Source organism: Methanothrix sp. (assembly GCA_029907715.1).
Taxonomy (GTDB): domain Archaea; phylum Halobacteriota; class Methanosarcinia; order Methanotrichales; family Methanotrichaceae; genus Methanothrix_B.
The window spans coordinates 62,073-87,289 of record JARYLI010000002.1; the positions used below are offsets into that span (position 1 = coordinate 62,073).

General features: G+C 54.1%; 21 protein-coding genes and 1 tRNA gene. 9 read left to right on the plus strand and 13 right to left on the minus strand.

All coding sequences use genetic code 11. The annotated features are described in order from the left end of the window. Positions 1-2: 2 nt before the first annotated feature. On the minus strand, positions 3-1,151 hold the full coding sequence (locus tag QHG98_01905; protein ID MDH7596487.1) for an amidohydrolase family protein: 1,149 nt from the start codon (positions 1,149-1,151) through the stop codon (positions 3-5). A 1-nt stretch (position 1,152) separates the two neighbouring features. Between QHG98_01905 and QHG98_01910 the strand changes: the two genes are divergently transcribed. Further along, positions 1,153-1,821: a 2,5-diamino-6-(ribosylamino)-4(3H)-pyrimidinone 5'-phosphate reductase gene (locus tag QHG98_01910; GenBank protein MDH7596488.1), complete on the plus strand. Its 669-nt coding sequence runs from the start codon at positions 1,153-1,155 to the stop codon at positions 1,819-1,821. On the opposite strand, the gene QHG98_01915 is transcribed toward QHG98_01910, so the two are convergent. After that, positions 1,808-2,506, minus strand: coding sequence for a DUF169 domain-containing protein (locus QHG98_01915; protein ID MDH7596489.1), 699 nt, complete (start codon positions 2,504-2,506; stop codon positions 1,808-1,810). The genes QHG98_01910 and QHG98_01915 overlap by 14 nt on opposite strands. 219 nt (positions 2,507-2,725) lie before the next feature. Here QHG98_01915 and QHG98_01920 point away from each other — a divergent pair, with 219 nt between their 5' ends. Next, positions 2,726-3,151 (plus strand): lamin tail domain-containing protein, encoded by a 426-nt coding sequence (locus tag QHG98_01920; GenBank protein MDH7596490.1) that lies wholly within the window; start codon positions 2,726-2,728, stop codon positions 3,149-3,151. A gap of 529 nt (positions 3,152-3,680) precedes the next feature. On the opposite strand, the gene QHG98_01925 is transcribed toward QHG98_01920, so the two are convergent. Beyond that, positions 3,681-3,863, minus strand: coding sequence for a pseudouridine synthase (locus QHG98_01925; protein ID MDH7596491.1), 183 nt, complete (start codon positions 3,861-3,863; stop codon positions 3,681-3,683). Positions 3,864-4,004: 141 nt separating this feature from the next. Continuing rightward, the gene (locus tag QHG98_01930) at positions 4,005-4,601 is read right to left on the minus strand and encodes a thermonuclease family protein (protein MDH7596492.1); all 597 of its coding nucleotides are present in this window, start codon (positions 4,599-4,601) and stop codon (positions 4,005-4,007) included. Between the two features lie 189 nt (positions 4,602-4,790). Here QHG98_01930 and trmY point away from each other — a divergent pair, with 189 nt between their 5' ends. Further along, the gene (gene trmY / locus QHG98_01935) at positions 4,791-5,381 is read left to right on the plus strand and encodes a tRNA (pseudouridine(54)-N(1))-methyltransferase TrmY (protein MDH7596493.1); all 591 of its coding nucleotides are present in this window, start codon (positions 4,791-4,793) and stop codon (positions 5,379-5,381) included. A gap of 45 nt (positions 5,382-5,426) precedes the next feature. Next, on the plus strand, positions 5,427-6,398 hold the full coding sequence (locus QHG98_01940; protein MDH7596494.1) for a flavodoxin domain-containing protein: 972 nt from the start codon (positions 5,427-5,429) through the stop codon (positions 6,396-6,398). Positions 6,399-6,497: 99 nt separating this feature from the next. Here the strand turns inward: QHG98_01940 and QHG98_01945 are convergent, their stop codons facing one another. Next, the gene (locus QHG98_01945) at positions 6,498-7,751 is read right to left on the minus strand and encodes a tRNA(Ile)(2)-agmatinylcytidine synthase (GenBank protein ID MDH7596495.1); all 1,254 of its coding nucleotides are present in this window, start codon (positions 7,749-7,751) and stop codon (positions 6,498-6,500) included. Positions 7,752-8,302: 551 nt separating this feature from the next. On the opposite strand from QHG98_01945, the gene QHG98_01950 reads away from it, so the two are divergent. Then, positions 8,303-8,926, plus strand: coding sequence for an ArsR family transcriptional regulator (locus tag QHG98_01950; GenBank protein ID MDH7596496.1), 624 nt, complete (start codon positions 8,303-8,305; stop codon positions 8,924-8,926). A gap of 20 nt (positions 8,927-8,946) precedes the next feature. Next, positions 8,947-11,112, plus strand: a complete 2,166-nt coding sequence (locus tag QHG98_01955; protein MDH7596497.1) for a CDC48 family AAA ATPase — start codon at positions 8,947-8,949, stop codon at positions 11,110-11,112. A gap of 665 nt (positions 11,113-11,777) precedes the next feature. Here the strand turns inward: QHG98_01955 and QHG98_01960 are convergent. The 3 genes from QHG98_01960 to QHG98_01970 all read right to left on the minus strand — a co-directional run bounded on the left by QHG98_01960 (position 11,778) and on the right by QHG98_01970 (position 16,035). Continuing rightward, positions 11,778-11,993, minus strand: coding sequence for a hypothetical protein (locus QHG98_01960; GenBank protein MDH7596498.1), 216 nt, complete (start codon positions 11,991-11,993; stop codon positions 11,778-11,780). 937 nt (positions 11,994-12,930) lie between these two features. Next, positions 12,931-14,775, minus strand: a complete 1,845-nt coding sequence (locus QHG98_01965; protein ID MDH7596499.1) for a citrate/2-methylcitrate synthase — start codon at positions 14,773-14,775, stop codon at positions 12,931-12,933. Between the two features lie 3 nt (positions 14,776-14,778). Next, a complete protein-coding gene (locus QHG98_01970) occupies positions 14,779-16,035 on the minus strand; it encodes an ATP citrate lyase citrate-binding domain-containing protein (GenBank protein MDH7596500.1) in 1,257 nt (418 codons plus the stop codon). A 294-nt stretch (positions 16,036-16,329) separates the two neighbouring features. Here QHG98_01970 and QHG98_01975 point away from each other — a divergent pair, with 294 nt between their 5' ends. Then, positions 16,330-17,130, plus strand: coding sequence for a methyltransferase (locus QHG98_01975; protein MDH7596501.1), 801 nt, complete (start codon positions 16,330-16,332; stop codon positions 17,128-17,130). On the opposite strand, the gene QHG98_01980 is transcribed toward QHG98_01975, so the two are convergent. The 3 genes from QHG98_01980 to QHG98_01990 all read right to left on the minus strand — a co-directional run bounded on the left by QHG98_01980 (position 17,131) and on the right by QHG98_01990 (position 18,716). Further along, positions 17,131-17,205 (minus strand) — tRNA-Pro (locus QHG98_01980). It lies immediately after the preceding gene. Positions 17,206-17,412: 207 nt separating this feature from the next. Further along, positions 17,413-17,862 carry a tetratricopeptide repeat protein gene (locus QHG98_01985; protein MDH7596502.1) on the minus strand — a complete coding sequence of 150 codons (450 nt, stop codon included), beginning with the start codon at positions 17,860-17,862 and terminating at the stop codon, positions 17,413-17,415. Positions 17,863-17,927: 65 nt separating this feature from the next. Further along, positions 17,928-18,716: a DUF166 domain-containing protein gene (locus QHG98_01990; GenBank protein ID MDH7596503.1), complete on the minus strand. Its 789-nt coding sequence runs from the start codon at positions 18,714-18,716 to the stop codon at positions 17,928-17,930. 416 nt (positions 18,717-19,132) lie between these two features. Here QHG98_01990 and QHG98_01995 point away from each other — a divergent pair, with 416 nt between their 5' ends. Both QHG98_01995 and QHG98_02000 read left to right on the plus strand, forming a co-directional pair. Then, on the plus strand, positions 19,133-20,089 hold the full coding sequence (locus tag QHG98_01995) for a TerC family protein (protein MDH7596504.1): 957 nt from the start codon (positions 19,133-19,135) through the stop codon (positions 20,087-20,089). Between the two features lie 5 nt (positions 20,090-20,094). Beyond that, positions 20,095-22,617, plus strand: coding sequence for a cation-translocating P-type ATPase (locus QHG98_02000; GenBank protein ID MDH7596505.1), 2,523 nt, complete (start codon positions 20,095-20,097; stop codon positions 22,615-22,617). A gap of 124 nt (positions 22,618-22,741) precedes the next feature. Here QHG98_02000 and QHG98_02005 read toward each other — a convergent pair whose 3' ends face one another. Together QHG98_02005 and cofE are read right to left on the minus strand one after the other, a co-directional pair. Continuing rightward, entirely contained in the window at positions 22,742-23,473 is a 732-nt protein-coding gene (locus tag QHG98_02005; GenBank protein MDH7596506.1) for a DUF128 domain-containing protein, read from the minus strand. A gap of 549 nt (positions 23,474-24,022) precedes the next feature. Continuing rightward, positions 24,023-25,216 (minus strand): coenzyme F420-0:L-glutamate ligase, encoded by a 1,194-nt coding sequence (gene cofE / locus QHG98_02010; GenBank protein MDH7596507.1) that lies wholly within the window; start codon positions 25,214-25,216, stop codon positions 24,023-24,025. Position 25,217 lies beyond the last annotated feature (1 nt).

Sequence of the window (25,217 nt, forward strand, 5' to 3'; positions counted from 1 at the left end):
TTTCAGATCCTCAGCATTATGTCAGAGGGCTCAGCCCTTCTCACAATGCTCGCCAGTGGGTTCAGCGACCCCTTCAGATTGCGGGATCTCCTGTCGAACACGATCACCCGTGCCTCTTTCCCGGGATCGATGGAGCCGAGCCTCTCATCCATACCCAGTGCTCTTGCTCCATTTATCGTGCACATCATAAAAACCTGTCTGTCGTCTCTGACAAGCGCTTTTGAGATGAGCTCCATCTCCCTGAAGATGCTGGCCGAATTTATCATCAGGTTGTCCGTGCCCACGCAGACATTGATCTCCAGGGAGAGCATCGCTGCGACATCAGGAAGGCCGGCGCGGGTGAAGAGATTGGATCTGGGGCACACGACCACAGAGGCGCCTGATTCCGCAACATCCCTGAGATCGGAGCGCTCCGCTCTGGAGAGATGTATCAGAATGTCAGGCTCGATGGCCAGCGCGCCCTCTATATCATCCCTGCCAGCCTCACCAGCGTGTATCGCGATGCACCTTCCCTCTCTTCTTGCGATCCTCACCACCTCATCGACGAAGCCCCAATCGTAATCCCTGGTGCTGCTCAGCCCGACACCCCAGCATGCTGGATGTATATCCCCAGGGTCTTTCAGAGGCCTGCCGAATATCCTGCTCTGAATTCCCAGACCCTCCAGAGCTCTGAGGAGAAGATCCACCCCGTGAGGGCCGCCCTCCCTGAAATCGCCGAAGGCACAGGTTCCGGTATTCAGCATCTCCTCAGCTGAGAAACGCATCGATTCGACAAGGAGATCATCGCTCGCGCTCTCAAGAATCCTGTGCTTGAAGCCCCCTGGACCCACAAGATCAGCCAGACTCATGAACGGCGGATCCTTCGCGATGGAATCCGCTACATGCGTATGCGCGTTGACAAAAGCAGGGCATATGATGCCCTCGAACTGCCCCCTCTCCCTCCCCTCGCAGACCTCTTTTATGATGCCGTTCTCTATGACGACACATCCATCGAGGACAGCCATATCCTCACCCGCGATAACCGTTCCGGAGAGTACCAGCTCATCCGGGAGGCCCGCAGCGTATTCCGCATCTGGGGTCCTTTTCAGGCCGGAGGCATCGCAGCTATTGGGAACCCTCAGTTTATTAACATCCTCCTTGAGTCTATGCATGATGAGACCCTATGTTTTCATCAACAGCGCGATGAGCGCTGACGGGAAGATAAGCTCTTTTCTGAGGAGACAGGTGCGCATCTCCGGATCTGAGGATCTCCTCAGGGTGGACAGGCTCCGGGCGGAGAGCGATGCGGTGATGGTTGGAGTGGGAACTGTCATTGCAGACGACCCGACGCTCCGAGTGAAGTCTGAGGCGCTGCGATCATGGAGGCTGGAAAGAGGTGTGCCGGAGAACCCTCTCCGGATCGTGGCTGACAGCAGGGCCAGAACGCCTCCGGAAGCCAGGGTTCTGGGGCCGGGATGCATCGTGGCTGTATCGAGATATGCCCCTGAGGATAGACTCAAAGAGCTCTCTGAGAGGTGCGAGATCGCGATCTGTGGGGAGGATCGCGTTGATCTCAGAGAGCTTCTGGAGATGCTGTACAGGAGGGGCGTGAGGAGGTTGATGGTCGAGGGAGGAGGCACCCTGAACTGGTCGCTCATAGAGCAGGGGCTCGTCGACGAGATTTGCGTCTTCGTGGGGCCCATGGTGATAGGGGGTCAAGATGCTCCCACGCTCGTGGACGGCAGAGGCTTCCCGGAGAACTTTCAGAGGCTGGAGCTTGAATCCGCGGAACGCATCGATGATGGTCTTCTCCTGAAATGGAGGGTGGTCAGGAGCGCATGAATCTGTCCCAGCCCTCGTGCCTCTCCTTCAGAACCCTGCATATGTCTTCGAGCATCTCGAAGGGTATACCGACGACGACATCGTTATCTGCAAGGCCGGTCTTTTTCGCAGAGCCATCGCATCCAAGCGATACGTTGACGTCTCCCTTGAGGATCGGAGATGCTGTGGCATCGACGCAGAACGACTGGATGCCAGCTGTATCAATATTCATGCGCCCACCGCGCCTGTACATGACAGCCTGCACTATGCGGCGGGCCTGCAGGGCATTTCCAACGAAGATGACCACATCAGGATCCATGTTCAGTTTTGAGAGAGGCGCGACGAGAGTCGCAACCGTGCTGCCTGCTGGCAGCCTGGGCATGCTCGAGGCGATCCTCTGCCCCACCGTCTGTGTGGCGCTCTTGTTCAGTTTTGAAAAGTACAGCTTTCCTGTTGATATGTTCTCGGGGCACTCCACCAGCCCTATTCCGGAAGCTCCTCCCTTGCAGTCATGCTTGTCCAGACGGGCGAAAAGCACCTCGCCCCTCCGGGCACGCTGGACCATCCCGCAGTAAGGCATGGGCTTCTCAATCTCCTTCAGATCCTTCGGGATATCCTCCTCACTCTTGAAGAGAACCACGCCAACAGGCTCACTATCGAGGCCGAGCGTGCTCTTCAGGATATCTGACATCTCAGCATAATCCATAACGACACCTCATCAGATCAGATACTATCATGAGATTTCTCTGTTGCGCTCCGCTCATTTCAATTAAATTCTTCTAATTATTGCGAAGTTTATATCAAAAATAATCTCAATAAGATGGTATAAACGTGATTATAATCTCAAAAACCAAAAATTATCTAGAAAAGTTTAAATCTTTGCAGCTAATCGTAGTAGTAACCTCTCAAGGAGAGGTGGGGAAGTATGGTGTGGATCACAAAAATGTGCCTGGGACTGGCCATCCTGCTGGTCCTGATGGCATCCCCTGTACACGGGGATGGAAATGTATCGAGCTCTGAGAAAAGCCCTGTGAGGATCTCAAACGTCAGCTTTGTGGCACCAAGCCCGGAGAGAGTCAACCTCAATGAGGAATGGGTGGAGATCGAGAACACCGGAAAGATTGATGTGGATCTCACCGGCTGGAGCATATCTGATGAGCAGGAGCACACATATGTGTTTCCTGATGGCTTCGTGCTCAGATCAGGCGCAAGGGTTAAGGTGCACACAGGCTCTGGCAATGATACCAAGGAGGACCTCTACTGGGGGAGGAGTGTACCAGTCTGGAACAACGACGGCGACAGAGCCACGCTTAGAGACAGCTCCGGCAGCATCATCGACAGCAAGCCCTGAGCCGGGGCAATATTTTTTTGGCTAATGCCGGTGATAGATGGTTTACCTTTGTTGAGTTGATCCGATGGGGCTGGCTCCCCCATGTGTTTATTTTGAAAGATGACAACATCGAAATCGATAGCTATTGGTCTGTTATTTTTCCGAAGCCCCACCGCCTGGTTGAGGGCTATAAACACTTTTATGTATTCAGCAACTTGAAGGATATGCAGGCCGGTTGCTGAATGCACTCATTCGCTCGCCACGAGCGCACAGCGTGACTGGTGCTTCTTCGGGCAAGTTATCAGATGGATAAGAGCGTGAGTTTTTTGGCGCACATGAGTTCCAGTTGCTCTGAACGTATCAGAGAACATGCTCAATACGTTGAGCTAAATTGCCATCTCGACGGATCTCTGGATGAACGACTCTGCCATAGCAGCTTCACTTGATCGGTAACTCAAGCACGCTCACCATATTGAGCAAATACGTATCAGACAGCCAAAATGAGATAAGAACAGCCAGGACGCCATCGGCGCCGCTGTTCTGATGCATTTTAATATGCTTTTGCAACTGTTATCACCCTATCGTTCCTGTCCAGCACCAGCACCTCGTCTCCCGGGCTCACGTCCGGATCTGCCCTGAGCACCAGCTTGGAGAATACGCGCCCGCCTCTTGCAACAAAAGGTACAGCGCCATCAGAGACAACAACTCTCTTGGGCCTTGTCGCATCACTCATGCATTCTCACCCCCTCTGTACTGTCGCAACTGCTTTGATATGAATCTTTTGGTTAATAATAACAACAAATGCTATTAATTAAACCAAAATCACATCGTGCAGGTCTGTGGGCTGGAACTCTGCGCGATGGCCATGACACTATCACGGAGGTTTGCAGACGCGGCACGGCATGTATCCCTTCGAGCGCGCCTCGGATGGGCTGGAGAAGCACACGAGGTTATCAGGGGAGATCTTCTCCGCCCACTCGCAGTCAGGATAATGGTATCTGCTGGATCTCGCAGAGCCGACGTAGGCACAGCCGACCGGCTGGAGCGAGCTGAGGTTCCACCACTCGGCTGGATTGAACTCATTGTCTTTGAAGTCCTTCACAACAGCGTGGCCGCTGTCAACGATCATCCTGTTAAAGTTCATCGCCCGATTCGGCGCGCCATTCTCCTCCAGATAAACAACACTGATCCATCTCCCATAATCGTCTCTGCCTCGCCGGTCGTCTATGTCCAGCCAGACGGTGCGCCCGAAGAGCCAGTAGACCGTGTAGTTCGCGGCAGCTCTTCCAGCCTCCGTGTCCATCTCCGGGCAGTCGACGTCTGCAAGCCGCACCCTGCCAAGACCCTCAACATCAAAAGTATCGCCATCCACCACCTTGGTGACCCTACCACGGAACTCATCCGGTGGGGATGTGACACAGCCCATCAGGATCACAAGCACAAGAATTGCAGCAGGCTGGAGCTGCATCATATTTGTCGTTATATCATGGCATCGATTTATTGCTTACGATGATCACTATTGCCTGATGCATCATACGCGCACTGGAATGAGCACCTGGTGTCTCTCTGAAGTTCTCTCCCGAAGCGATGGATGCACATGCTGAACCAGTCGATCTGAGATCCTGCATAGTTTGAATACCACTGATGTGAGGATGCGATCATGCGAGACTTTGTTGTTGTGGGTCATATCGCGAAGACCACGCCGGATTTCTCCCTGGAGGATCTTCCCGGCACCTCCGGGAGAATCGATGTGCTTTGCAGATGCGTCAACTCAGCATTCATGCTATCACACGGGATAAGAAGAGACGTCAGATGCAATCTCCTCCTCATGGGAGGACCCGAAACCAAGATACTTCGTTTTGATGGAAGAAGGCTTCGCCATCTGAACCCGGACGAGAGGAGCACGGCTGCACTGATGAAGAAAGCACTCTCCATCAATGCCGGTCCCCTCTGGAGGGAGTCCACGCCCGGCATTTACATCAGGAAAGGTGATCTCAGATCGCTGATCGAGTCTCTGAGGGATGAGGGGCAGAGACTCTATTACCTGAGAGAGGATGGAGCTCCGCTCAGTGGAACCGTTTCAGAGGGTGCATTCATACTCGGGGATCACACAGGCATGACGGAAGATGAGGAGCATCTGCTGGAATCAATGGGCGCTGAGATTGTGAGCATAGGCCCGCTGAGCCTGCACGCAGACCACTGCATAGTGATAATAAACTGGATGTGCGACAACGCTGCTCGAAGCAGATGATCAACAAGGAAGGGGTTAAAAAGCAGCGAATCAATACTTCATGGGATGATCCGGACTCTTGTGGTTTATGATAGCAGATACGGCTCGACCGAGGAGGTCGCACGGACACTATCGCTGATACTCGGCCCCTCTGATGCTGTGAAGGTTGGCGAGATCCAGCCGGAGCACAGGAGGTTCGAGCTCTTCGTTCTGGGCGCGCCTGTGTACAAGGGTGTTATCAGCCCGAACCTGTGGAACTTTGTGAGGGAGAACCTGAGCTGGCTTAGGGAGAAGAGGATCGCGCTCTTCACCACCTCCATAGACAGGAAGGATGGCGAGACAAACCTGGAGAGCCTCAAAAAGATGATCGGAGACAGCGTGTTTCTCTCGAGAGCCCTCGGCGGGAGGATGTGCGTTGAGAGGCTGAGCTCGAACGATCTCCTCGGCATGGAGTCGTTCTGCAAGAGGAAGGGATTTCTCTTCCAGGATATAGACACACTGGTCACAGAGGAGGTTGTTGAGCTCGGCCTTGAGATCAAGAGAGCAAGAGACATGATCTCGCCCAGGATGCCTGTTAACGAGCTCCGGAGGCTGATAGATGCGTTTCTGGCATCTCACAACACATGCACACTTGCAACAGGTTATGGATCAAGAGTCAGAGCGACGCCCCTTGAGTACCTCTACAGGAATGGCGCCATCTACTTCCTGAGCGAGGGCGGGGAGAAGTTTGCCAACATCATGCTGAATGACAGGGTCTCGGTTGCAGTTTACGATCCATATGAGAGCATGAGGGATGTGGCAGGCATACAGCTCTCAGGAAGGGCATGCTTTGTTGATGCGGGAAGCGATGAGTACACCGATGTGCTCAGGCAGAGGGGAATAAGCCTGAGCACAATATCATCGCTACCCGTGCGGCTTCACCTGATCAAAATCGTACTCGAGAGGGCCGAGCTTCTCTGCGCCAGGCTGAAATCCAGGGGTTACGAGATAGCGCAGATCTATGACTTTCCTGAGTTCGGGGCGAGTGGATCTGAGTAACTCAAGTCACCCTCTCGCAGAGATGCAGGGGCGTGAATGACAAACCGGCATCTTGCGGGAGCGACACATGAATACAAAGAGAGTTCTGCTGAGAGTTGACTACCTGCTTGGGTGCGCTCTCGGGTCGCGCATTCTCACAAGCGGTTTGGCGAGATGCCTTCTCGCGGATGGTGGGACCTCGTAGAGGCCCTCCTCAATATCCCTGGGCAGCTCAACGATCTCAGCCTCCATGGATCTCATCTTGCATCTTCTGCACCTGTATCCCTGGCCGGATCCGGCCGACTTCATGCGCCTGCCACATGCGCACAACGGCGGCCTTGAAGTTCTCTGCTTCTCCAGAGAGATCATGTCGATCTTCTCCAGGTTCAGTGTGCCGGACTTCATTGAGCCGTAGACCTCTATCAGATCTCCAGGTATCAGCGATCTGACGATCTTTCTGAAGCATTTCGTCGGCTCGAATGCAGCACATTCAATGTTTCTCTCGCCCAGATCGATGGGGAAGAATACGTGCCCTCCCTCGATCACGCGCGGCTCCCCGGCAACCCTGCCCTGCAGCCTATAGCTTCTGTCATCATGAAGAGAGGCATCTTGGCCCCTCATATCTATGATGTGCGCGTCCGTCCCCTGGTTTGTGATGTACATCACGCATCTCTCAGGCGCCTCAGATCTTATCATGCTGAAAGCCCTTCTTATCGCCCCGGGATCGTCACCGCGAATGCCGAACAGCACCGGATCAGGTGAGTGGGGGGAGAAGACTATCCGCCTGTTCGAGTAGTCCACAGTATCCCAGGTTGCAGGATATGTTGCTCTATCGGCATCCCATACCGAATCCTCGTCCAGGGTTCGCGGCGTGCCCCAGAGCTCTCTCCGCCTGTAGGCTATGAGCTCATATGTGAAGTCATCGAACTCCGAGCCGACAGCTGCGAGCGCGCCGATGAGGCCCCGCTGGTTCTTGAAGCCGCGGTGCCATATGCCCTCAGATGAGAGTATCCTCCTTGCATCCTCGATCTCCAGGATCTCCGTGACCGCTCTTCTGTAAAACTGCCTCATCTCTGCAGTGATCCTGTCTGCGATCACGAGCCCCGGGTTGGTGTTTATTCCGGAGAGATCCGAGAGCTCCAGAAGGGTATTAAGGGTTATCTCTCCGATCTCCTCAGGGTCATCAGCCTCCACCGGTATTGCGATGGCTGCATTTCCCCTGGTCTTGTATCTCGCACATGGATTGAGGCGCACCAGTTTTGGTGCGCCAGTGTGGTGCCCGCTCGCTCTGAGCCTCTCTATCAGTACTGCTGCGAGATACGTTGTGCAGAACCCTCTCTCCGAGTCTGTGTCATCTATACCTACGATAAGCATCCCGAAATCACATCTGTCAATTCCAGAGAATTGTCACTGCCAGCCACAGAATCGAATGTGCTACATAAATAAGCCTTTGGCTCAGGATGCCGTGTTGAATAATTAAGGCCTATAAGGTCGAACGCCATCGTTTTTACTACAATTACATTTTTACTACAATTACAATTTGTATGAATTGGGTCCATGCTATCGGATTCTCAGACATTATTCAACACCGCAGCTCAGAAGCATACGGAAGTCGCTCTTAACCATCTGATAACTTGCCCGAAGAGGCATCAGTCATGCTGTGTGCACGTTTCGACTTATCTTCGACGTAGTCGAAGGCCTGACGATCAAATGAGTGCATTCCATGCGTCATCGGTTAAGATCGACATGTGTAGATTTGGACTTAATAGTCTTATCTAGCCTCGGTACTGCTATCAGGACTCAAGTCCACAAGCGGTCGATTTGAATCTGCTGAATACATAAGAGCGTTCCGTGATAAGAGGTCGAACCAAAAGGCTTATATCTAACTTTTTGTTACTAACCATCAGTTATGATTTCGCAGCAGGGTGTTCGGCTTGGATCCGGTCGAGCTGCTTGATGTTCTGGGGAACGAGAACCGGAGGCGCATACTTCAGCTTCTATCGTTCCGGCCATTCTACTTCAACGAGATAGCCAAGAGGCTCGATGTCGGACCGAAGGCTGTGATCGATCACCTTGGTGTCCTGGAGGCAGCCGGACTGATAGAGTGCTACAGGGATGAGAGGAGGCGCAAGTACTTCCGGCTGGCCAGAAATCTCGTCCTCGAGGTCGCGCTTGCGTCGCACTCATATGGAGTGAGAGCTTATGCCCTCTCAGATCCATCCATGGAGAGGGAATCCGACTGCCGCGATCTCAGAGCGATACACGAGGAGCTCTCAGCGCTAGCAGCCGAGATGGACAGGCTGAGGGTGATGATGGCGGATGTGGCAACGAGGGAGCTGGAGCTGCGCCAGAAGGCGATGAGGGCGATAGAAGAATGCGTGAGCGATGAGATCGAGGCGGAGCTGCTCTTCTCCCTTCTATCAGGCAGCTCCACCGAGGATAAGCTCGCCGAAAGGCTGAAGATGCCCGCAGCGGTTGTGAGGGAATCGCTCGCAAGGCTTGAGTCGAGAGGGCTGGTGCGCTTCGAGAATGGCTCCTGGAGCATTTGAATCTGTGAGGAAGATCGCCGATGAATGATCAGATAGTTCTCAGAGTGGCAGAGGCATACCACAGGGATGCGGGTAAGAGCATAGCCAGAATCAGCCTTGATATCATCAACAGGCTGGGCCTGAAGAACGGCGACGTGGTTGAGATACAGGGTAGGAACAAGGTATGCGCCATAGCATGGCCCGGAAACCCTGGCGATGCGCCTGACATAATAAGAATAGACGGAAATCTGAGATCAAATCTTGGGGTGGGGATCGACGACAGGGTCTTCGTCAGACGCACTGAAGTAAAACCTGCGAGAAGGGTGCTGCTCGCTCCGACCAGAAGCATAAGGCTGATAGGCGGGCCGCAGTATCTCCTCAGGATCCTGGAAGGGAGGCCTGTCACAAAGGGCGAGCAGATAAGGATAGAGATGATCACGAACTCCCTGGTGATGGTGGTTGTGAGCACAACCCCCTCAGGACCTGTTGTCATAACAAGAGACACAGTCATTAACATAACAAGCGAGCAGATCGAGGGATTCCAGTACAGAGATGTCACCTACGAGGATATCGGCGGCCTGAGCAGGGAGATAAGAGCGATACGTGAGATGGTTGAGCTGCCTCTCAGGCATCCTGAGGTATTCCAGAAGCTCGGCATAACGCCTCCAAAAGGAGTCTTGCTCCACGGCCCTCCTGGCACCGGCAAGACGCTCATCGCCAGGGCTGTAGCAAGCGAGACCGACGCGACATTCACAGCCATATCCGGACCGGAGATAATGTCCAGGTACTACGGTGAGAGCGAACAGCGGCTAAGGCAGATCTTCGAGGATGCGCAGAAGAGCGCGCCATCGATAATCTTCATCGATGAGATAGACTCGATAGCCCCCAAGAGGGAGGAGGTTCTGGGCGATCTCGAGAGGAGGGTTGTCGCACAGCTCCTCTCACTCATGGATGGGCTCACATCCAGGGGAGAGGTGATCGTGATCGCTGCGACAAACCGCCCAAACGCCCTCGATCCTGCTCTGCGGCGTGGCGGCAGGTTCGACCGGGAGGTCGAGATAGGGATACCAAACAAGAACGGCAGGCTGGAGATCCTCTATGTGCATACGAGAGGCATGCCGCTCGAGGAATCCCTGGATCTGAGCGAGATCGCCGAGATGACTCATGGATTTGTTGGAGCAGACCTCGCATCCCTCTGCAAGGAGGCTGCGATGCACACGATAAGCCGTATCCTTCCAGACCTTGATGTCGAGGAGGAGATCCCGCCTGAGATCCTGGATCAGCTGAAGGTGAGCCGCGAGGATTTCCTCGCCGCGATGAAGAAGATCGAGCCGAGCGCGATGCGCGAGGTTCTTGTGGAGATCCCCGAGGTCCACTGGTCTGACATCGGCGGCCTGGAGGAGGCGAAGCAGGCGCTGAGGGAGGCTGTGGAATGGCCGATAATGTACCCTGAGGCGTTCGAGGCCGTGGGGATAAGACCTCCCCGGGGCATCCTCCTCTATGGTCCTCCAGGTACAGGAAAGACCATGATCGCCAGGGCGGTCGCAACAGAGTCCCAGCTCAACTTCATAAGCATAAAGGGACCGGAGCTCATGAGCAAGTGGGTGGGCGAGTCAGAGCGCGCCGTCCGTGAGGTCTTCAGGAAGGCAAAGCAGGCAGCGCCTGCGCTGATATTCTTCGATGAGATAGATTCGATAGTCCCCGCGAGGGACTCCGGCAGGGACTCTAACGTCACAGAAAGAGTCGTGAGCCAGCTGCTCACCGAGATCGACGGCCTTGTTGAGCTGAAGGATGTCGTGGTTCTCGCAGCCACGAACAGGCCGGATCTGATAGACCCATCGCTCCTGCGGCCCGGAAGGTTCGACAGGATGATATACATACCGATGCCTGACCGCGCTGCGCGAAAGAAGATATTCGAGATATACATGCGAAGGATGCCGGTGGCGGATGATGTGGATATCGATGAGCTAGCTGCCAGAACAGAGGGATACACCGGCGCGGACATAGAGATGATCTGCAGAGAGGCAGGCATGCTCGCCCTGCGGGAGAGGATCCAGCCAGGCATGAAGCGTGAGTCACTGCTGCTTGCTCAGATCCTGGTGAGAAGGGATCACTTCGACAGGGCATATCAGAACATAAAACCACACATGCCACCGGAGACGCTTAAGGATTACCTGAAGATAATGGAGATGTTTGGCGGCAGCTGAGTGGATTTCATCCGCGGCGTAGACCTCAAATCTTGCTCTGGGGTTTACGGCGTGGCTTCCAGATCGAGAAGACCGTACTCACAGGCGACGAAACCCGGTGAACCTCTCTTTTGATCCTTAGCTCCCCACATTTGGGCACTGAAGCGTCTGAAACCGGGATACCATCCCAGGTTTAACCCGAAATTGAGCGAAGCCTGATAGGCATCCATGCGTCATCGGTTAAGATCGACATGTGTAGAATTGGACTTGATAGTCTTATCTCGCCTCAGTAATGCTATCAGGACTCAAGTTCACAGGCTGTCGATTTGAATCAAGCTCTCCACTATGGGGGAGATCTCAATTTGTCAAATTTCATGGCCAATATATTTCAGAAAATCCTTAACCGATGACCAATGGATAGGAATCACGAATCGAGATGTCCCGACTCCATACTCCTAAAAATGGGGAACTCAGGTAGATCGCATGGTGCCACCGAATACTTTCGCACTGCATGGCTAATGGCTTCATATCTGTACAGCTACTACTAGCTTAACCGCTCGTCACCGCTGCTATTGCTACTCCCGGACGGGCGGATCTATCCCCTTCTTCATACCAGTTTGAGTTGCAGGCTCGAATCGCTGGTGGTCTTGGCAGATCTGGAGGCTCCCTCTATCTTCATAAGCCTCTCAGATTATGGGTCTGTGGAGCACTGACTGGAACCTTGCGTCCAGGCCAGATGCGACTTTGATCAAAATTTTCAAGATCTCCAGAGAGATCGCTGATATCGCTGCTCCTGCTCTGGTCGCGAGCTCTCCGAGCAGATTGCAGCCCACGCCTATGATATGTGATGAAGCACTCTTTGAGACCTCAAGAAGGCGCGCAATGGGCAGAACTGTGCTCAATTTTTCACTGTTCTGTGCACAGATGCAGAGGCATAATATCACCACCATCATGACAAGAACAATAGCGTGTTTTCTCATTCAGGAGACCTCTTCATTCTGACATGATGATTTCTGCAGTTTGATGTATAATAATTTTTTGTATGGCATTATATTTGCCATGTGTGTAACCCCGGCCGCGCCATTGGAAGAAGGCCGTGTTCTCGAATCACCGGACAGCCTTGCAGGAGTCGCTTTCACAGTATCATGCTGCCGGGCAGCCATCCTGCTGGACTCAGCGATATCTGTACATGGAGAGGCCATCTGTGAATTTTAAAACTCTATCTGAATCATAATACATTGGTCATCGGTTGAGGATTTATGTAAATATAGTGATCACGAAATTTGACAAATTGAGATCTCCCCATAGTGGAGAGTTTGATTCAAATCGACAGCCTGTGTACTCGAGTCCTGATAGCATTACTGAGGCGAGATAAGACTATTAAAGTTCAACGCTCTTATCCATATGTTAACTTGCCCAATAGAAGCACTGGGCTTGCTATATATTCTAGGTAAATGAATAAGTGCGTTCAGCAGCCATATTGCACGACCCGCAAGTTGCCAAACACATAAGAGCGAAGTTCAATTCTACACATGTCGATCTTAACCGATGATGCATGAATCATAATACTGAACGCTCTTATCCATTTGATGACTTGCCCAAAGGGAGCAGGGGTCATGCTATGCGTTCGTTTCGACGAATGAATGCTTTCAGCGACTACATTGCATGCTCTGCAAGTTGCTATGCACATAAGAGTGATACTGAAATGGCTTCTGGAGAGAAGGAAAGACTCATATGGTTGGGTCGCCGGAGAGGCGAGCTCTGCCAACCGCTTCAAAGAATAAGCGTGAACCTCAGCAACATCTCCTGGAGGGCGCCTTGCATAAAAACCGCCAGAGCCTAGTGCTCTGGCAGCATGAATGCTATATCCTCTGACGGATGGCGGTACAGCCTTGCGCCCAGGCGCTTCTGATCCAGGATGTGCCCTATGATCCCGATCGTCCTGCCCAGCGCGAAGAGCCCGTTGAGGTATCCGTACTTCAGGACATCATCTATATCCTGCTGTGTGAATACCGGGCAGGATGCCATCAGATCCAGGAAGAGTATGCCTATGCATCCATCGACATTCAGGATCAGATTGCCCTTCTTAGCTGTGGTTATCGCCTCGACCTGGAGCGCGTAGTTCAGGAGATCCGTCCTGGCGAAGTGCCTCTTTGCGTAATCGATCAGGAGCTGTACCCTCTTGTCAGGGTTTTTGACGCTCTTGATCCTGTGCCCGATGCCCGGTATGTTCACGCCCTTCCTCTTCATCTCATTCACAAACTGCTCGGGGGTGAGACCGGAGTCGTATGCCCTCTTGAACTCCCTTGCTGCATCATCAATCGCTCCTCCGAACCTCGGGCCTATCGTGAGCAGGCCGCTTGCCAGGGAGGATATGAGATCCTTGCCAGCGCATGATGCGACGATTGCATTGTGCGCCGCGGAGACAGATGGCCCGTGATCTGCGACTATCTGGAGAACGAGCTCTATGAACCTGGCTGCATAATCAGGGAGCACCTTCTTGAACCAGAGGAGGCCGATCACCCCACCGATCCCCATATTCCTCTCGAGCACCTCGCTCAGAGGAATTCCACCGTAAAGAACCTCCTCGCCGCGATCGTCCGAAATCGTGCAGATGAACGTTGTGGGCCTTCTTATCATTCCGGTCGAGAGGGCCTTGCTGTAATCCACCGGTATGCTCGGAACCCGCGGCTCGACAACCTCTCTGACCCTGCCCTCTGAAAGGAGCTTCTCGTAAACCTTTCTTATCTCATCACCATATCCATCGAAGGACTCGGGGACATGTGCTCCTGCCTCTTTCAGCGCGCGGTTCTTCTCCTGTGCGGTCTCCTTCGCTGTATCTGCTTTTGCGCCAGCATGCCCGAACTGGACGCTCGCAGGCAGGAATGGCGCGCATGTTCCTGTAACCCACGCGACAAGCGGCTTTGTTATCCTTCCCTCGTTGAGAGCATCGACGATCCTGTACTCGTCCTCACCTCCGAGCTCGCCCAAACACGCGATCATCGCTATATCCGGATTTGCCTCATACCTGAGTATGTGATCCAGCATGCTGGAGCCGGGGTACCTGTCGCCGCCGATCGCTATTCCCTCATAAACGCCATTCGAGTTCCTGGAGATGATGTTGAACGCCTCGTTGAGCATGCCTCCTGACTTTGAGACGAACCCCACACATCCAGGCCTGTAGAGCTTGCATGCGATGATGTTCTCTATCGTTCCCGCGGTGTTGCCTATCCTGAAGGCGCCTGCTGCCAGGCCTCCAACAGTGGCAGGCCCGATTATCACCTTACCCGCTCTTCTCGCGGTCGCCCCGATTATCCTGGCGTGTCTCTCAGGCACTCCCTCTGCTATAATCGCAACAGTTCTTATTGTGTTCTCCCTAAGAGCATCCATCGTCGTATCGAACGCGGATCTGTGGGACGCGAAGTTGACCATCACATCAGCATCTGGATGCTTCTCAGCAGCTTCCGCGATCGTCCTGTACATCGGAAGGAGGATCTCCTTCGTCCCCCAGAAGGCCTTGTGTATCCCGGACCTGCTGGGGTTTATTATGGCCGCGATGCTGGGAGCATCTCTCTGACAAATGTAATCGAAATCAAGCATTCTCTGGATTGCGTTCACCTGGTAACCGTAAACGAAAGCCTTTGTGTTTCTGTCGAAGAGGATGTAATCAGGTCTCGAGCTCATGTCTCATTCCCCCCTCAGTGCCAGAGGCACGATCCTGGTCATGTGCGTCTCAGGGCCGTAGACCTCTATGGGTATGCCAAGCTCGTTGCCGAGCTCCCGCATCATCCTCAGGCCCTCCTCGTAGTTCGGCCCGCCTCTGCGCACATATATCCTGACGTTGTTCTCCCTGAGCCTGTCTCTGTACTCCCTCAGGGCCATGACGACGCCCTTGAAGGTGCTCGCGACATCCGTGAAGTTCGCTATCGCACCGCCGATGAGCAGCACCTTTCCCCTCGGATCCTTCTCCCTGGTCATGAGATCGAGTATCGTTTTTGTGTAATGGTATGTATCCTCAGTGCTCGGATCGCCGCTGTACTCGCCGTAGTTCGCCAGCTCTCCAGCAAAGCCGAGATCGCATATCGTATCAGTGTATATCACACTGGCCCCGCCGCCTGCAACCATCGTCCACACCCTTCCCTTCGGATTCAGTATCGTGAGCTTCAGTGATGCGCCTGTCTTCGCATCTATCTCCTTTATGAAGAGCTCCTCAGGTGTCAGGCTCCTGCCGAAGGGCTCCGGAAATACGAGATCACCCCACTTCTTCCTGCACCAGAACTCCTCCGCATCATCCAGCTTCGCGACCATGTCGAGCGGAATTATCTTCCCATCCACGACTGTGAATGGGTTGATCTCCAGGTAGGCAAATCCGAGATCAACATAGAACCTGAAGAGCGCCTCGATGAAACCTGCCATCATATCCACATCAAGAGAGGCCGGGAGTTTTGATCTTATATCAGCGGCATCGATGCCATCCAGAATGTCGACGTGCATCTGAACGACCCTGTCCCAGTTCTCCTCCACGCAGACGCCTCCCTGTGTAGAGAAGTAGATGGTGTCTCCATCGCGATCCGAGCTTATGGCCACATAGAACTCATTCTCGTGAGGCACATAAGGCTCAACCAGAAAGTGGTCCAGGATGCCCCTGACGCCGCCTATTGTCACCTCTCTCTTCATGTTTTTGCTCAGATACTCCCTGACATCGTCCCATGAGGCGTTAAGCAGGACAAGCCCGTGGACACCCCTCTTTCCGAAGAGCTGGTCGGGCTTCACCACAAGCCTCTTCTCGAGGATCCAGGGATTCTCGGAGACCGTGCGGTCCAGATCGGTCTCCGGCCCGATCAGGGCAACCTCTCCCTTGTAGTCGAAATCATCGAGGTATTCTGGGAGGAACCTGGCCAGCAGCCTCTTAGCATCAAACTCCCTAATGCCTCTCTGTGCCATCTTACAACCACCTTCTTCGGGCCTAAGCGCTTCGTATTTAGAAATCTTCTGGTCTGGAGCCAGGAAAGCGTTACATATCTGCATCGATCAACTCTCTCCATGGACTGCCCATCATGTGGAGGACGATGCGTAAGGCCGGCGGCGCATGTTCTGAAATCCATAGATCATGTTTACATGGCATGTTGTGAATGCAAAAATGATCCGCATATTGATAAAAAAGCACCACGAAGATCTCTCCAGACAAAGGGGCTGGAGAGGTGCGAGCATTGCGGAAAAGCTCCGCTGGATCTGGTCATGCTCGAGGCGATGGATCTCCTCGTGGAGGAAGGTCTTCGCGACGATCGCGAGCCTCTCCGGAGCGTGGGCTCGCCGATGACAGAGATAGGCTACCCTCTGCCGTATCCTCCACGCCTCGGTGATTCCCAGCTCATACTGCTGATGGACAGGGTGAACAGAACTGCTGCATCAAGACTCCTTGAAATCCCTGAGGTCAAGGGCGTGATCAGGCGCAGCAGACACATACCTGGCGTTGTCGATAAAAAAGGACACACATGGGAGCTGCTCTCCGGCTGCGACATGCGCTGTGACGTCATCCAGAGCATCTACGGCGACCTGGTGATATACAAAAACCAGTCGAAGATACACGTGGAGTTCCCCAGAGAGAACTACCCGAAGATACGGATCCTGGAGGACCTGAGGATCGTGGGAAGAAGCGTGGTCGATGGTCTCTGTGGGCCCGGAACTCTTGGTCTTGTCTGCGCCCTAGCTGGCGCGAAGAGGGTCGTGATGAACGACATATGGCTGCCAGCGATCGAGAACGTGCTTATCAACCTTGAGGCCAACAGGGATATCCTGGGCATAGACAGCATAGAGATCTTCAATCGTGGAGAGAAGCAGGTGCAGGTGGGGAGCATTCCCAGGCTTGTCGGACGCGCAAGGGGTGCATGCGAGATAGAGGTGTACCATGGAGATGTACGAAAGCTCTTCTCGGCTGTGAGTCCCTCAGATATATGCATCCTCGATCACTTCCCGGGCGCACCTCTGGACGATATCAGGAGAGCCTGCAGCCCTTGCGGAGAGATTGTGGTCATATGATGGGACAGCGCGGATTCGAACCGCGGTCCAAGCGTCCCAAACGCTCGAGGATGGACCAGGCTACCCTACTGTCCCGCAAAAGGGCAACGCAGTATAGAATCAAAGCATGGATATATAGCTAATCCTGAAGCCCCACCGATGGGCACAGAGGCTGCAGACGCTCTTGCAGCAGCTTGAAGGCCAGTGCGACTGATTGTGAGCACTAATTCACCCGAGAGGAGCGCATGAAAAGGCAGTGCTTCTGCGGACAATTCATCAGATGGCCGAGAGCAAGACTGTGATTCACCTGCATCTTTTCGCTGCGCTTTCGAGGGTCTTTGCTGTGATCATCGCAGCCCGCGCCTCCCTTGCTCTGCCGAGAGCTGCCATGGCATGGCTTTTGTTGTACCACGCGCCTATGAAGTACGCATCGATCTCGAGGGCCCTGTCGAAGCAGGCGAGAGCCTCCTGGTACCTTCTCATCGATCCCAGGGCCATGCCCTTGTTGTTCCAGGCGAACGCATGGTTCGGATCGAGCCTGAGCGCCTCATCGTAGCTCTTCAGAGCGTCCTCATATCTTCCCATGTACGACAGAGCGATGCCGCGGTTGTTCCAGGCGTCCACGATTGTCGGGTCTCGCTCTAAAGCGCGATCGTATGCCTCCAGAGCCTGTTCATATCTTCCCGAGTTGAAGTGCGAGTTGCCCTTCTCGAGCCATCTCCTGGCCTCCGCAGCGCCTTCGCTCACAAGCATCACCGCGAGAGCATGTTGAATTTGAAATATCATGATTCTGCATACCACAGGATATTACAAAAATCTTACCCGGACACGGCTCTACTGAGCGCCTCCTCGACCTTATCCCTTATTATGTACCCAGCCCTGTGCAGCACGGTATCTCCAATCTCAGGATCCCGGTCCATGCTCGCGGTGCATGGATATGCATGGTGGGCCTCCGAGATCCTCTCATGCAGCCTGGGATCGTCCTTCTCCACCCCGATCAGCCGCTTGGCCACGAACCACGTCGATCCGCATGGGGCAGATCTGATGACATTGGCTGCGGCAATCACATCCTTCCCCTCTCTGCCCTTCTGGAGCACAATCTCCAGCTCAGGCTCGCCGATCATCGCTCTCTTGAGGAACGCTGCTATGTTCGGCTTAAGAGGATCAGGCCGCATGGCACAGAACGGCTTGGAGAATGCGGCCTCCAGCCCCAGCTCCTCCGCAGCCCTGGATACCTGGAGTCTGAGCCCCATGGGCATATCCTTCGGGCTCTCTGAGCATCCGATTATCCCCTTGATCCCGGCATCCTTCATTTTTGGGAGCAAACCGAAGAGTATGTCAGGATGCACATTTATGACTATCGCGATATCCGCCTCTGGAACCGCAGGAAGCAGCGGCTCGACATCGTCTATGAAATCTCCGAGAGATGATGGATCTGGCATCTCAACAACCGCCACGATATCCTCGGCTCCGCTGTACTTTCCGCTTCTGCACTGAGTGCACGCCTCACCACATGAGATGCAGAATCCAGGGTAGTTGAGAAGATTGCCGACTACCCTCTCGCCGAACTCTCCATTGTAGTACACCACAACCCTCAAGAAGGTCACATCCTGCGCATACCTGCGACAGATCGCTATGTAACAGTTTCGAGCGGTCCGTGTTATGAGAGCACGGTCTCGGGTACTCAGCTCGAATAACTGAGTTTCACATCATTCGTGGCCGGAGAGACCATCGTTTTGATCACATCCTCAACAGGTGGAATAACTGAGTTCCAATCAATCATTCGTGCTGCATCCCACCAGAGTACTGCGACCCAGCGCCATTTCCTCAGTGATTCGAGACCATGAGCTGGTCACGTAGTGCCAAGCATACGTGCGGAATGACTGCAGCCGGCCTACGTGCTGTAAGAGGCCTTCGCATAGTTTTCCTGCGCTGTACACTGACCGCAATGGAAAGGTCTTAAATATCGGCGAATACGTATTGTGGTTTCGTCAAATCGCAAAATTCCGACGGATGTGTCCCCTTGACATCGAACCAGGTTGTGCTTTGGATCGGCTTTGGCGTTTTCGTCATTCTGCTTCTCGCAGTTGATCTGGGAGTCTTCCACAGAAGATCGAGCGTTATAACGGTGAAGGAGTCGCTGATCTGGAGCGGGATCTGGACAGCAATTGCGCTCTTGTTCAACATAGTAATATTTTTCTGGCACGGCCAGGACAGGGCGATCGAGTTTCTGGCAGGCTATCTCATAGAGAGATCGCTGAGCGTCGACAACCTTTTTGTCTTCCTGATGATATTCAGCTACTTTCAGGTACCCGAGACACATCAGTACAGGGTCCTCTTCTGGGGCATCGTCGTTGCGCTCCTCATGAGAGCATTATTCATAGCGACCGGTCTGACACTGATAGAGCACTTCGACTGGATCACCTACCTGTTCGGGGCATTTCTCATCGTGACGGGGATCAAGATGGCCCTGCAGCGGGAATCCAGCGTGCACCCTGACAAAAACCCGGTCGTGAGGATGTTCAGAGGCGTTATACCGGCGACAGATCACTACGAGGGGGGCAGGTTCATCACCAGAGCATACGGCAGAACCATGGCCACCCCGCTCCTGATAGTCCTGATCGCGGTTGAGGTGACAGACCTGGTATTCGCAGTGGACTCGATCCCTGCAGTCTTTGCTGTCACAGTTGATCCCTTTGTGGTCTACACATCAAACGTCTTTGCGGTGCTCGGGCTGAGAGCCCTCTACTTTGCTCTTGCCGCCTGCGCGCACATGTTCCACTACCTCAACCACGGTGTGATACTCATACTGATATTCGTGGGCATCAAGATGCTTCTATCAGATGTGTATGAGATACCGGTCACATTCGCCCTCGGAGTTGTCGCGCTGGTTCTCGTGGTCTCGATGCTGGCATCTCTGGCGAGGACCCCTGACAGAGAACGGCTCATGAGCTGCCTGAAAAGCATCTCAGGCAAGTGATTGGCATGGAGATCAAAGCTGCAGGTCTCTCGGCAGCTGAGGCGGAGAGGAGGCTTCAGGAGGACGGTTACAACGAGCTCCCCTCTGAGAGGAGGCGTGGGCTTGCGTCCATCGCTATGGAGGTTCTGAAGGAGCCGATGATATCCCTGCTCATGGCCTGCGGAGGCATTTACCTTCTCCTGGGAGACCACAGGGAGGCGCTGATTCTGATATTCTTCGTGATTGTGGTGATCTCCATAACACTCTACCAGGAGAGGAGGGCAGAGGGCGCTCTGGATGCTCTGAGGGCTCTCTCGAGCCCGAGGGCTCTGGTGATAAGGGATGGGCTGCCGATGAGAATCCCCGGGCGGGAGGTCGTCCGCGGAGACCTCATCGTTCTTGAGGAGGGGGACAGGGTGCCGGCGGATGCTGCAGTGATCTCCTGCACCAGCCTCCTGGTGGATGAGTCGATACTGACGGGAGAATCGATGCCCGTCAGGAAGATCTCCTGCGAATATCAGGAGCATCTTGAGGTCATGCCCCCTGGTGGAGACGGGCTGCCCTTCGTCTACTCCGGCACGCTTGTCGTTCAGGGCAGGGGGCTGGCCAGAGTGGTCGCCACCGGCTCCAGGACGCTGATGGGAAGGATAGGTGCGTCTCTCAAGAGCATAGAGATCGAGGAGAGCAGGCTCAAGGGTGAGATGCGATCGATGGTCCGCAGGCTCACAATTTTCGGGCTCGCCCTGAGCACAGTCCTTCTGATAGCGTATGCGCTCGAGACCGGCGATCTTCTTGGCGGTATTCTGGCAGGTATAACGCTCACCATGGCGATACTTCCTGAGGAGTTTCCTGTTGTCCTCACTATCTTTCTCGCTCTTGGCGCTTGGAGGCTCTCCAGGATAAATGTCCTGACCAGAAACCTCTCGGCCATAGAGACCCTTGGATCCGTCACCGTCCTTTGCACCGACAAGACCGGCACTGTGACCCTGAACAGGATGCGTGTAAGGAAGATATTCGCCAGAGGCAGGATCTACGATGTGGATGAGGTGCTTCCTGAGGAGGTTCACGATGTCGTTGAGTTCGGGATCCTCGCCGGCAGGAGGGATCCATTCAACCCGATGGAGATCGCACTCCAGGAGCTCGGGAGGAGGAAACTCAACGGGACGGAACACATCCACGACGACTGGACCTTTGTACAGGAGTATCCGCTCACAGATGAGATTCTCGCGATGTCGATGGTCTGGATGCGAGGGGATGAGTATGTCATAGCTGCAAAGGGAGCGCCGGAATCGATATTCGATCTCTGCCATATCGACAGGGAACAGATTGAGGAGCTCAGCGAAGTTGTGGAGAGGATGGCAGCAGAGGGGCTGCGCGTTCTGGGGGTTGCCCGAGCCGCGATCCCGGAATCGAAGCTGCCGGATGGACAGCACGGGTTCGACTTTCAGTTTCTGGGATTGCTCGGCTTCTCAGATACCATCAGGCCAGGCGTCCCTGATGCGGTAAATGAATGCCAGAGAGCGGGCGTGAGGGTGATGCTGATCACAGGAGACCATCCTGTCACTGCATCTTCAATCGCATCCGCCATCAATCTTCACCCTGGCTCTGTGCTGACCGGACCTGAGATCGAGTCGATGAGCGATGAAGATCTCTCAAAACGCCTGAGAGAGGCAAACGTCTTCGCGAGGATGGTTCCCGAGCAGAAGCTCAGGCTTGTCGAGCTCCTGAAGAGAGATGGGGAGATAGTTGCGATGACCGGAGATGGGGTAAATGACGCTCCTGCTCTTAAAGCATCCCACATAGGCATCGCCATGGGATCGAGGGGCACGGATGTGGCCCGCGAGTCTGCGGATATCGTGCTTTTGGACGACGACTTCTCCTCAATAGTCAGAGCGATACGTCTGGGCAGGAGGATCTTTGACAACATCCGAAAGGCGACTGCGTACATACTGGCGATCCATGTTCCGATCGCGGGCATGTCCATACTGCCTGTGGCTCTCGGCCAGCCACTGCTCCTCCTTCCGATTCACATAGCCTTCCTGGAGCTCGTGATAGATCCTGCCTGCTCGATAGCATTCGAGGCTGAGGCTGAGGAGATCGATATAATGTCCAGGCCCCCTATGGATCCAGAAGCCTCTCTCTTCAGCACCAGTGTGATCGCCCTGGGTGCTCTTCAGGGGATCAGCGTTCTTGCAGTGCTCTCTGCAGTTTACCTTATGAGCTCCGGGAGAGATTTGGACGGGGCCAGAGCTCTGATCTTCACAACACTTGTTCTGGCAAATCTCTTTCTCATACTCATAAACAGATCCTGGTCTCAGACGATAATCCAGAGCATGAAGAGCAGAAACTCTGCGCTCTGGATGATCTTTGGGGGGACTGTGCTTCTGCTCTCGATGATACTATACGTGACACCGCTGAGGGAGATGTTCCATTTCGGCCACCTGCACCCAAACGACATCGTGATATGCCTCGCTCTGGCCTTCGCGAGCGTGCTCTGGTTCGAGGCTTGGAAGCTGATATTCAGAAGAGGACGATCCAGCCTGACATGAAGAGAGACGCTGGCATCCCGGCGCAAGAACTCTGCATTCACGATATGCGATCACATCAGGCACTTCACAACTCCACATTGAGCAGTCCTCTGAAGGAGGTGTTTCTTCGAGATGGTGACTGGGATCAGAGCATGCGATCCATCAGATCCTCTATGTGGCACATCTCAGAGATATCGGTGAGCCCCGATATGGACTCTGTCTCGATATCAAGACCGAGCTCGACCGCGGCCGCAGCAGGGTTTGTGCCGCCAACGAGCGCCATCCCGAGATGATCGCGCTCCACAGGCATTCCCAGAACCTCCATGTTCGGCTCGCCGAGCTCCACAACCCCCATGATCCCTGCCTCTCTCAGTTCATCAAGCAGATCCTCTATCGTATCGCGGGAGAGCATCGGAGCCTCATGCAGATTTCCGAGTATTCTTCCGGTTCCGGTGCGCATCATATCACATATGCCGGTCAGCTCCTGAGCTATGAGAAGGTCAAGTGGGTCTATGGTCGTGGCCCAGTACATTATCATATCCGTGAAACGCACCGTCTCTCTGTCTATCACCTCTATGAGCCCGCCGCCCTTCGGGCGAACAGGTATCCCGTGCTTTATGAGATACCCGTCTATGGTCATGCTGCAGACTGTGTATATCCTGAACCTCTCCCCAGCTTCCTCGAGCCTGATCAGGGGAGAGACCGCAAGATCGCTGTCTATCGCATCTTTGAAAATCTCAAGCGTCTCATGAAGATCCTCCCTGGCCACAAGGGACCTGTTCGTTATAACCCTGCCAGCGCCCCTCTCCGGGTCTAGACTCACATGATGGATCAGATTCTCTATCCTGCCCAGGGCAAAGACCAGCGGTTCCTGCATTGCAGGAAGGATCCGCCAATGGTTGATAAATACCTGCGCATCCTTCTGAAAAGCTGGCGAGAACTGAACAGGGCCCTTCATATTTCTCTGCGGCTGATGTCCACGATTTACAGGGATCTCGATCGAGCATAATTTTCGTGACATAAAGGCATTCCATTGGTCGTCGGTTAAGGGTCTTATGTAAATATATTGACCATGAAATTTGACAAATTGAGATCTCCCCATAGTGGAGAGTTTGATTCAAATCGACCGCCTGTGGACTCGAGTCCTGATAGCAGTACCGAGGCTAGATAAGACTATTAAGTCCAAATCTACACATGTCGATCTTAACTGATGACGCATGAAAGGCATTCGCTCTTATCATCTGATGACTTGAAGAGGCAGCAATCATGCTATGCGCTCGTTTCGACTTATCTTCGACTGAGCCGAAGGCCTGGCAAGCGAATGAGTCCATTCAGCAACCGGCCTGCATGGCCTCCAAGTTGCTGAATGCATAAGAGCGATGGTATTTTCCCATCACACACCCACAACCCAGCTAAATCACTGGGATCAGCCATATCTGCGGATGCTTCCCGGATCTGAGCATCTCGATCCGCATGCGAGGGTGAAGGCGTCCGGCAGCAGTTCGCTCGCCCTCACCATCAGCGCATCGCCATCTGATCCGACCATCACGACGTCCATATCCCCAAATTCGACCATCATCTGCCTGCATATACCACAGGGCGTGATGGGCTTCGGCAGCTCTCCGGCGATGGCAAGCGCTACGAGCTCCCTCTCACCCGCAGCCACTGCGCTGGCTATCGCGGCCCTCTCAGCGCATATTCCGACGCCAGATGATGCGTTCTCCACATTTGCGCCTTTGTAGATCCTGCCGCTTCTGCACAGGACTGCAGCTCCGACCCTGAACTTCGAGTAAGGGGCGTATGCCTGGTTCCTGGCATCGATAGCTGATTTGATGAGATCATCGTACTCGCCTGTGTACGGACGCGGTATCGATCTCAGAACGCCGATGTACATGCACTCGTGCGGCGGTATGTTCGGTATCGCAACCGGTCCCGAATCAGAAAGCTCAACCGGCGCTCCCCGTATCACGACCGCAGGAATCCCCTCATCCCCCTCGCCCATGACAAGCTGCGCAGCAGATACGAGGTTGTCGGCCACAGCCTTGACCGTTATTTTCAGAGGTTTTCCGTAGAGATCCTTTCTTCCGCGTGCGTCCTCCACAGGGAGAATGCCATCGCATGCGAGCGCAACGCCGACGCATCCGAGACGGAGTGGGTGTGTTCTGCTGTCCCCTATGATCACGCCTATCCTGGCGCCGTTCGAGAGAGCGTTCCTTATTCTTGAGGCCGCCTTCTTGGGGTCTGATGGCAGGAGAACCACATGCCCTGGAGGCGCATTTGAATGATCAACTCCTGCGTTCGGGTAAAGAAAACCGTCTTTGAGTGTCAGAACGACACCAGGTATTCCGCCAAGTATCTCATCGGACTCCCTGAGGATGAGCTCCATCTCTGCAGGATCCTTTTCGTACCTGGAGGCGAGGGAGATCGCACGGGCACTGGGGGTGATACCGGCGAGAGAGACCACGCGTCCCTCACCGGTCGCAACGAAGCTCTCAGAGACGACGATCACATCTCCATCCATGAGCTTTATGCCGGCCCCATCAAGCCCCCTCCTGAGAGATTCTATGATATCCTCGCCGGGCTTCAGAAGACCGGTCTTTATCCCGAAGATCTCCAACATC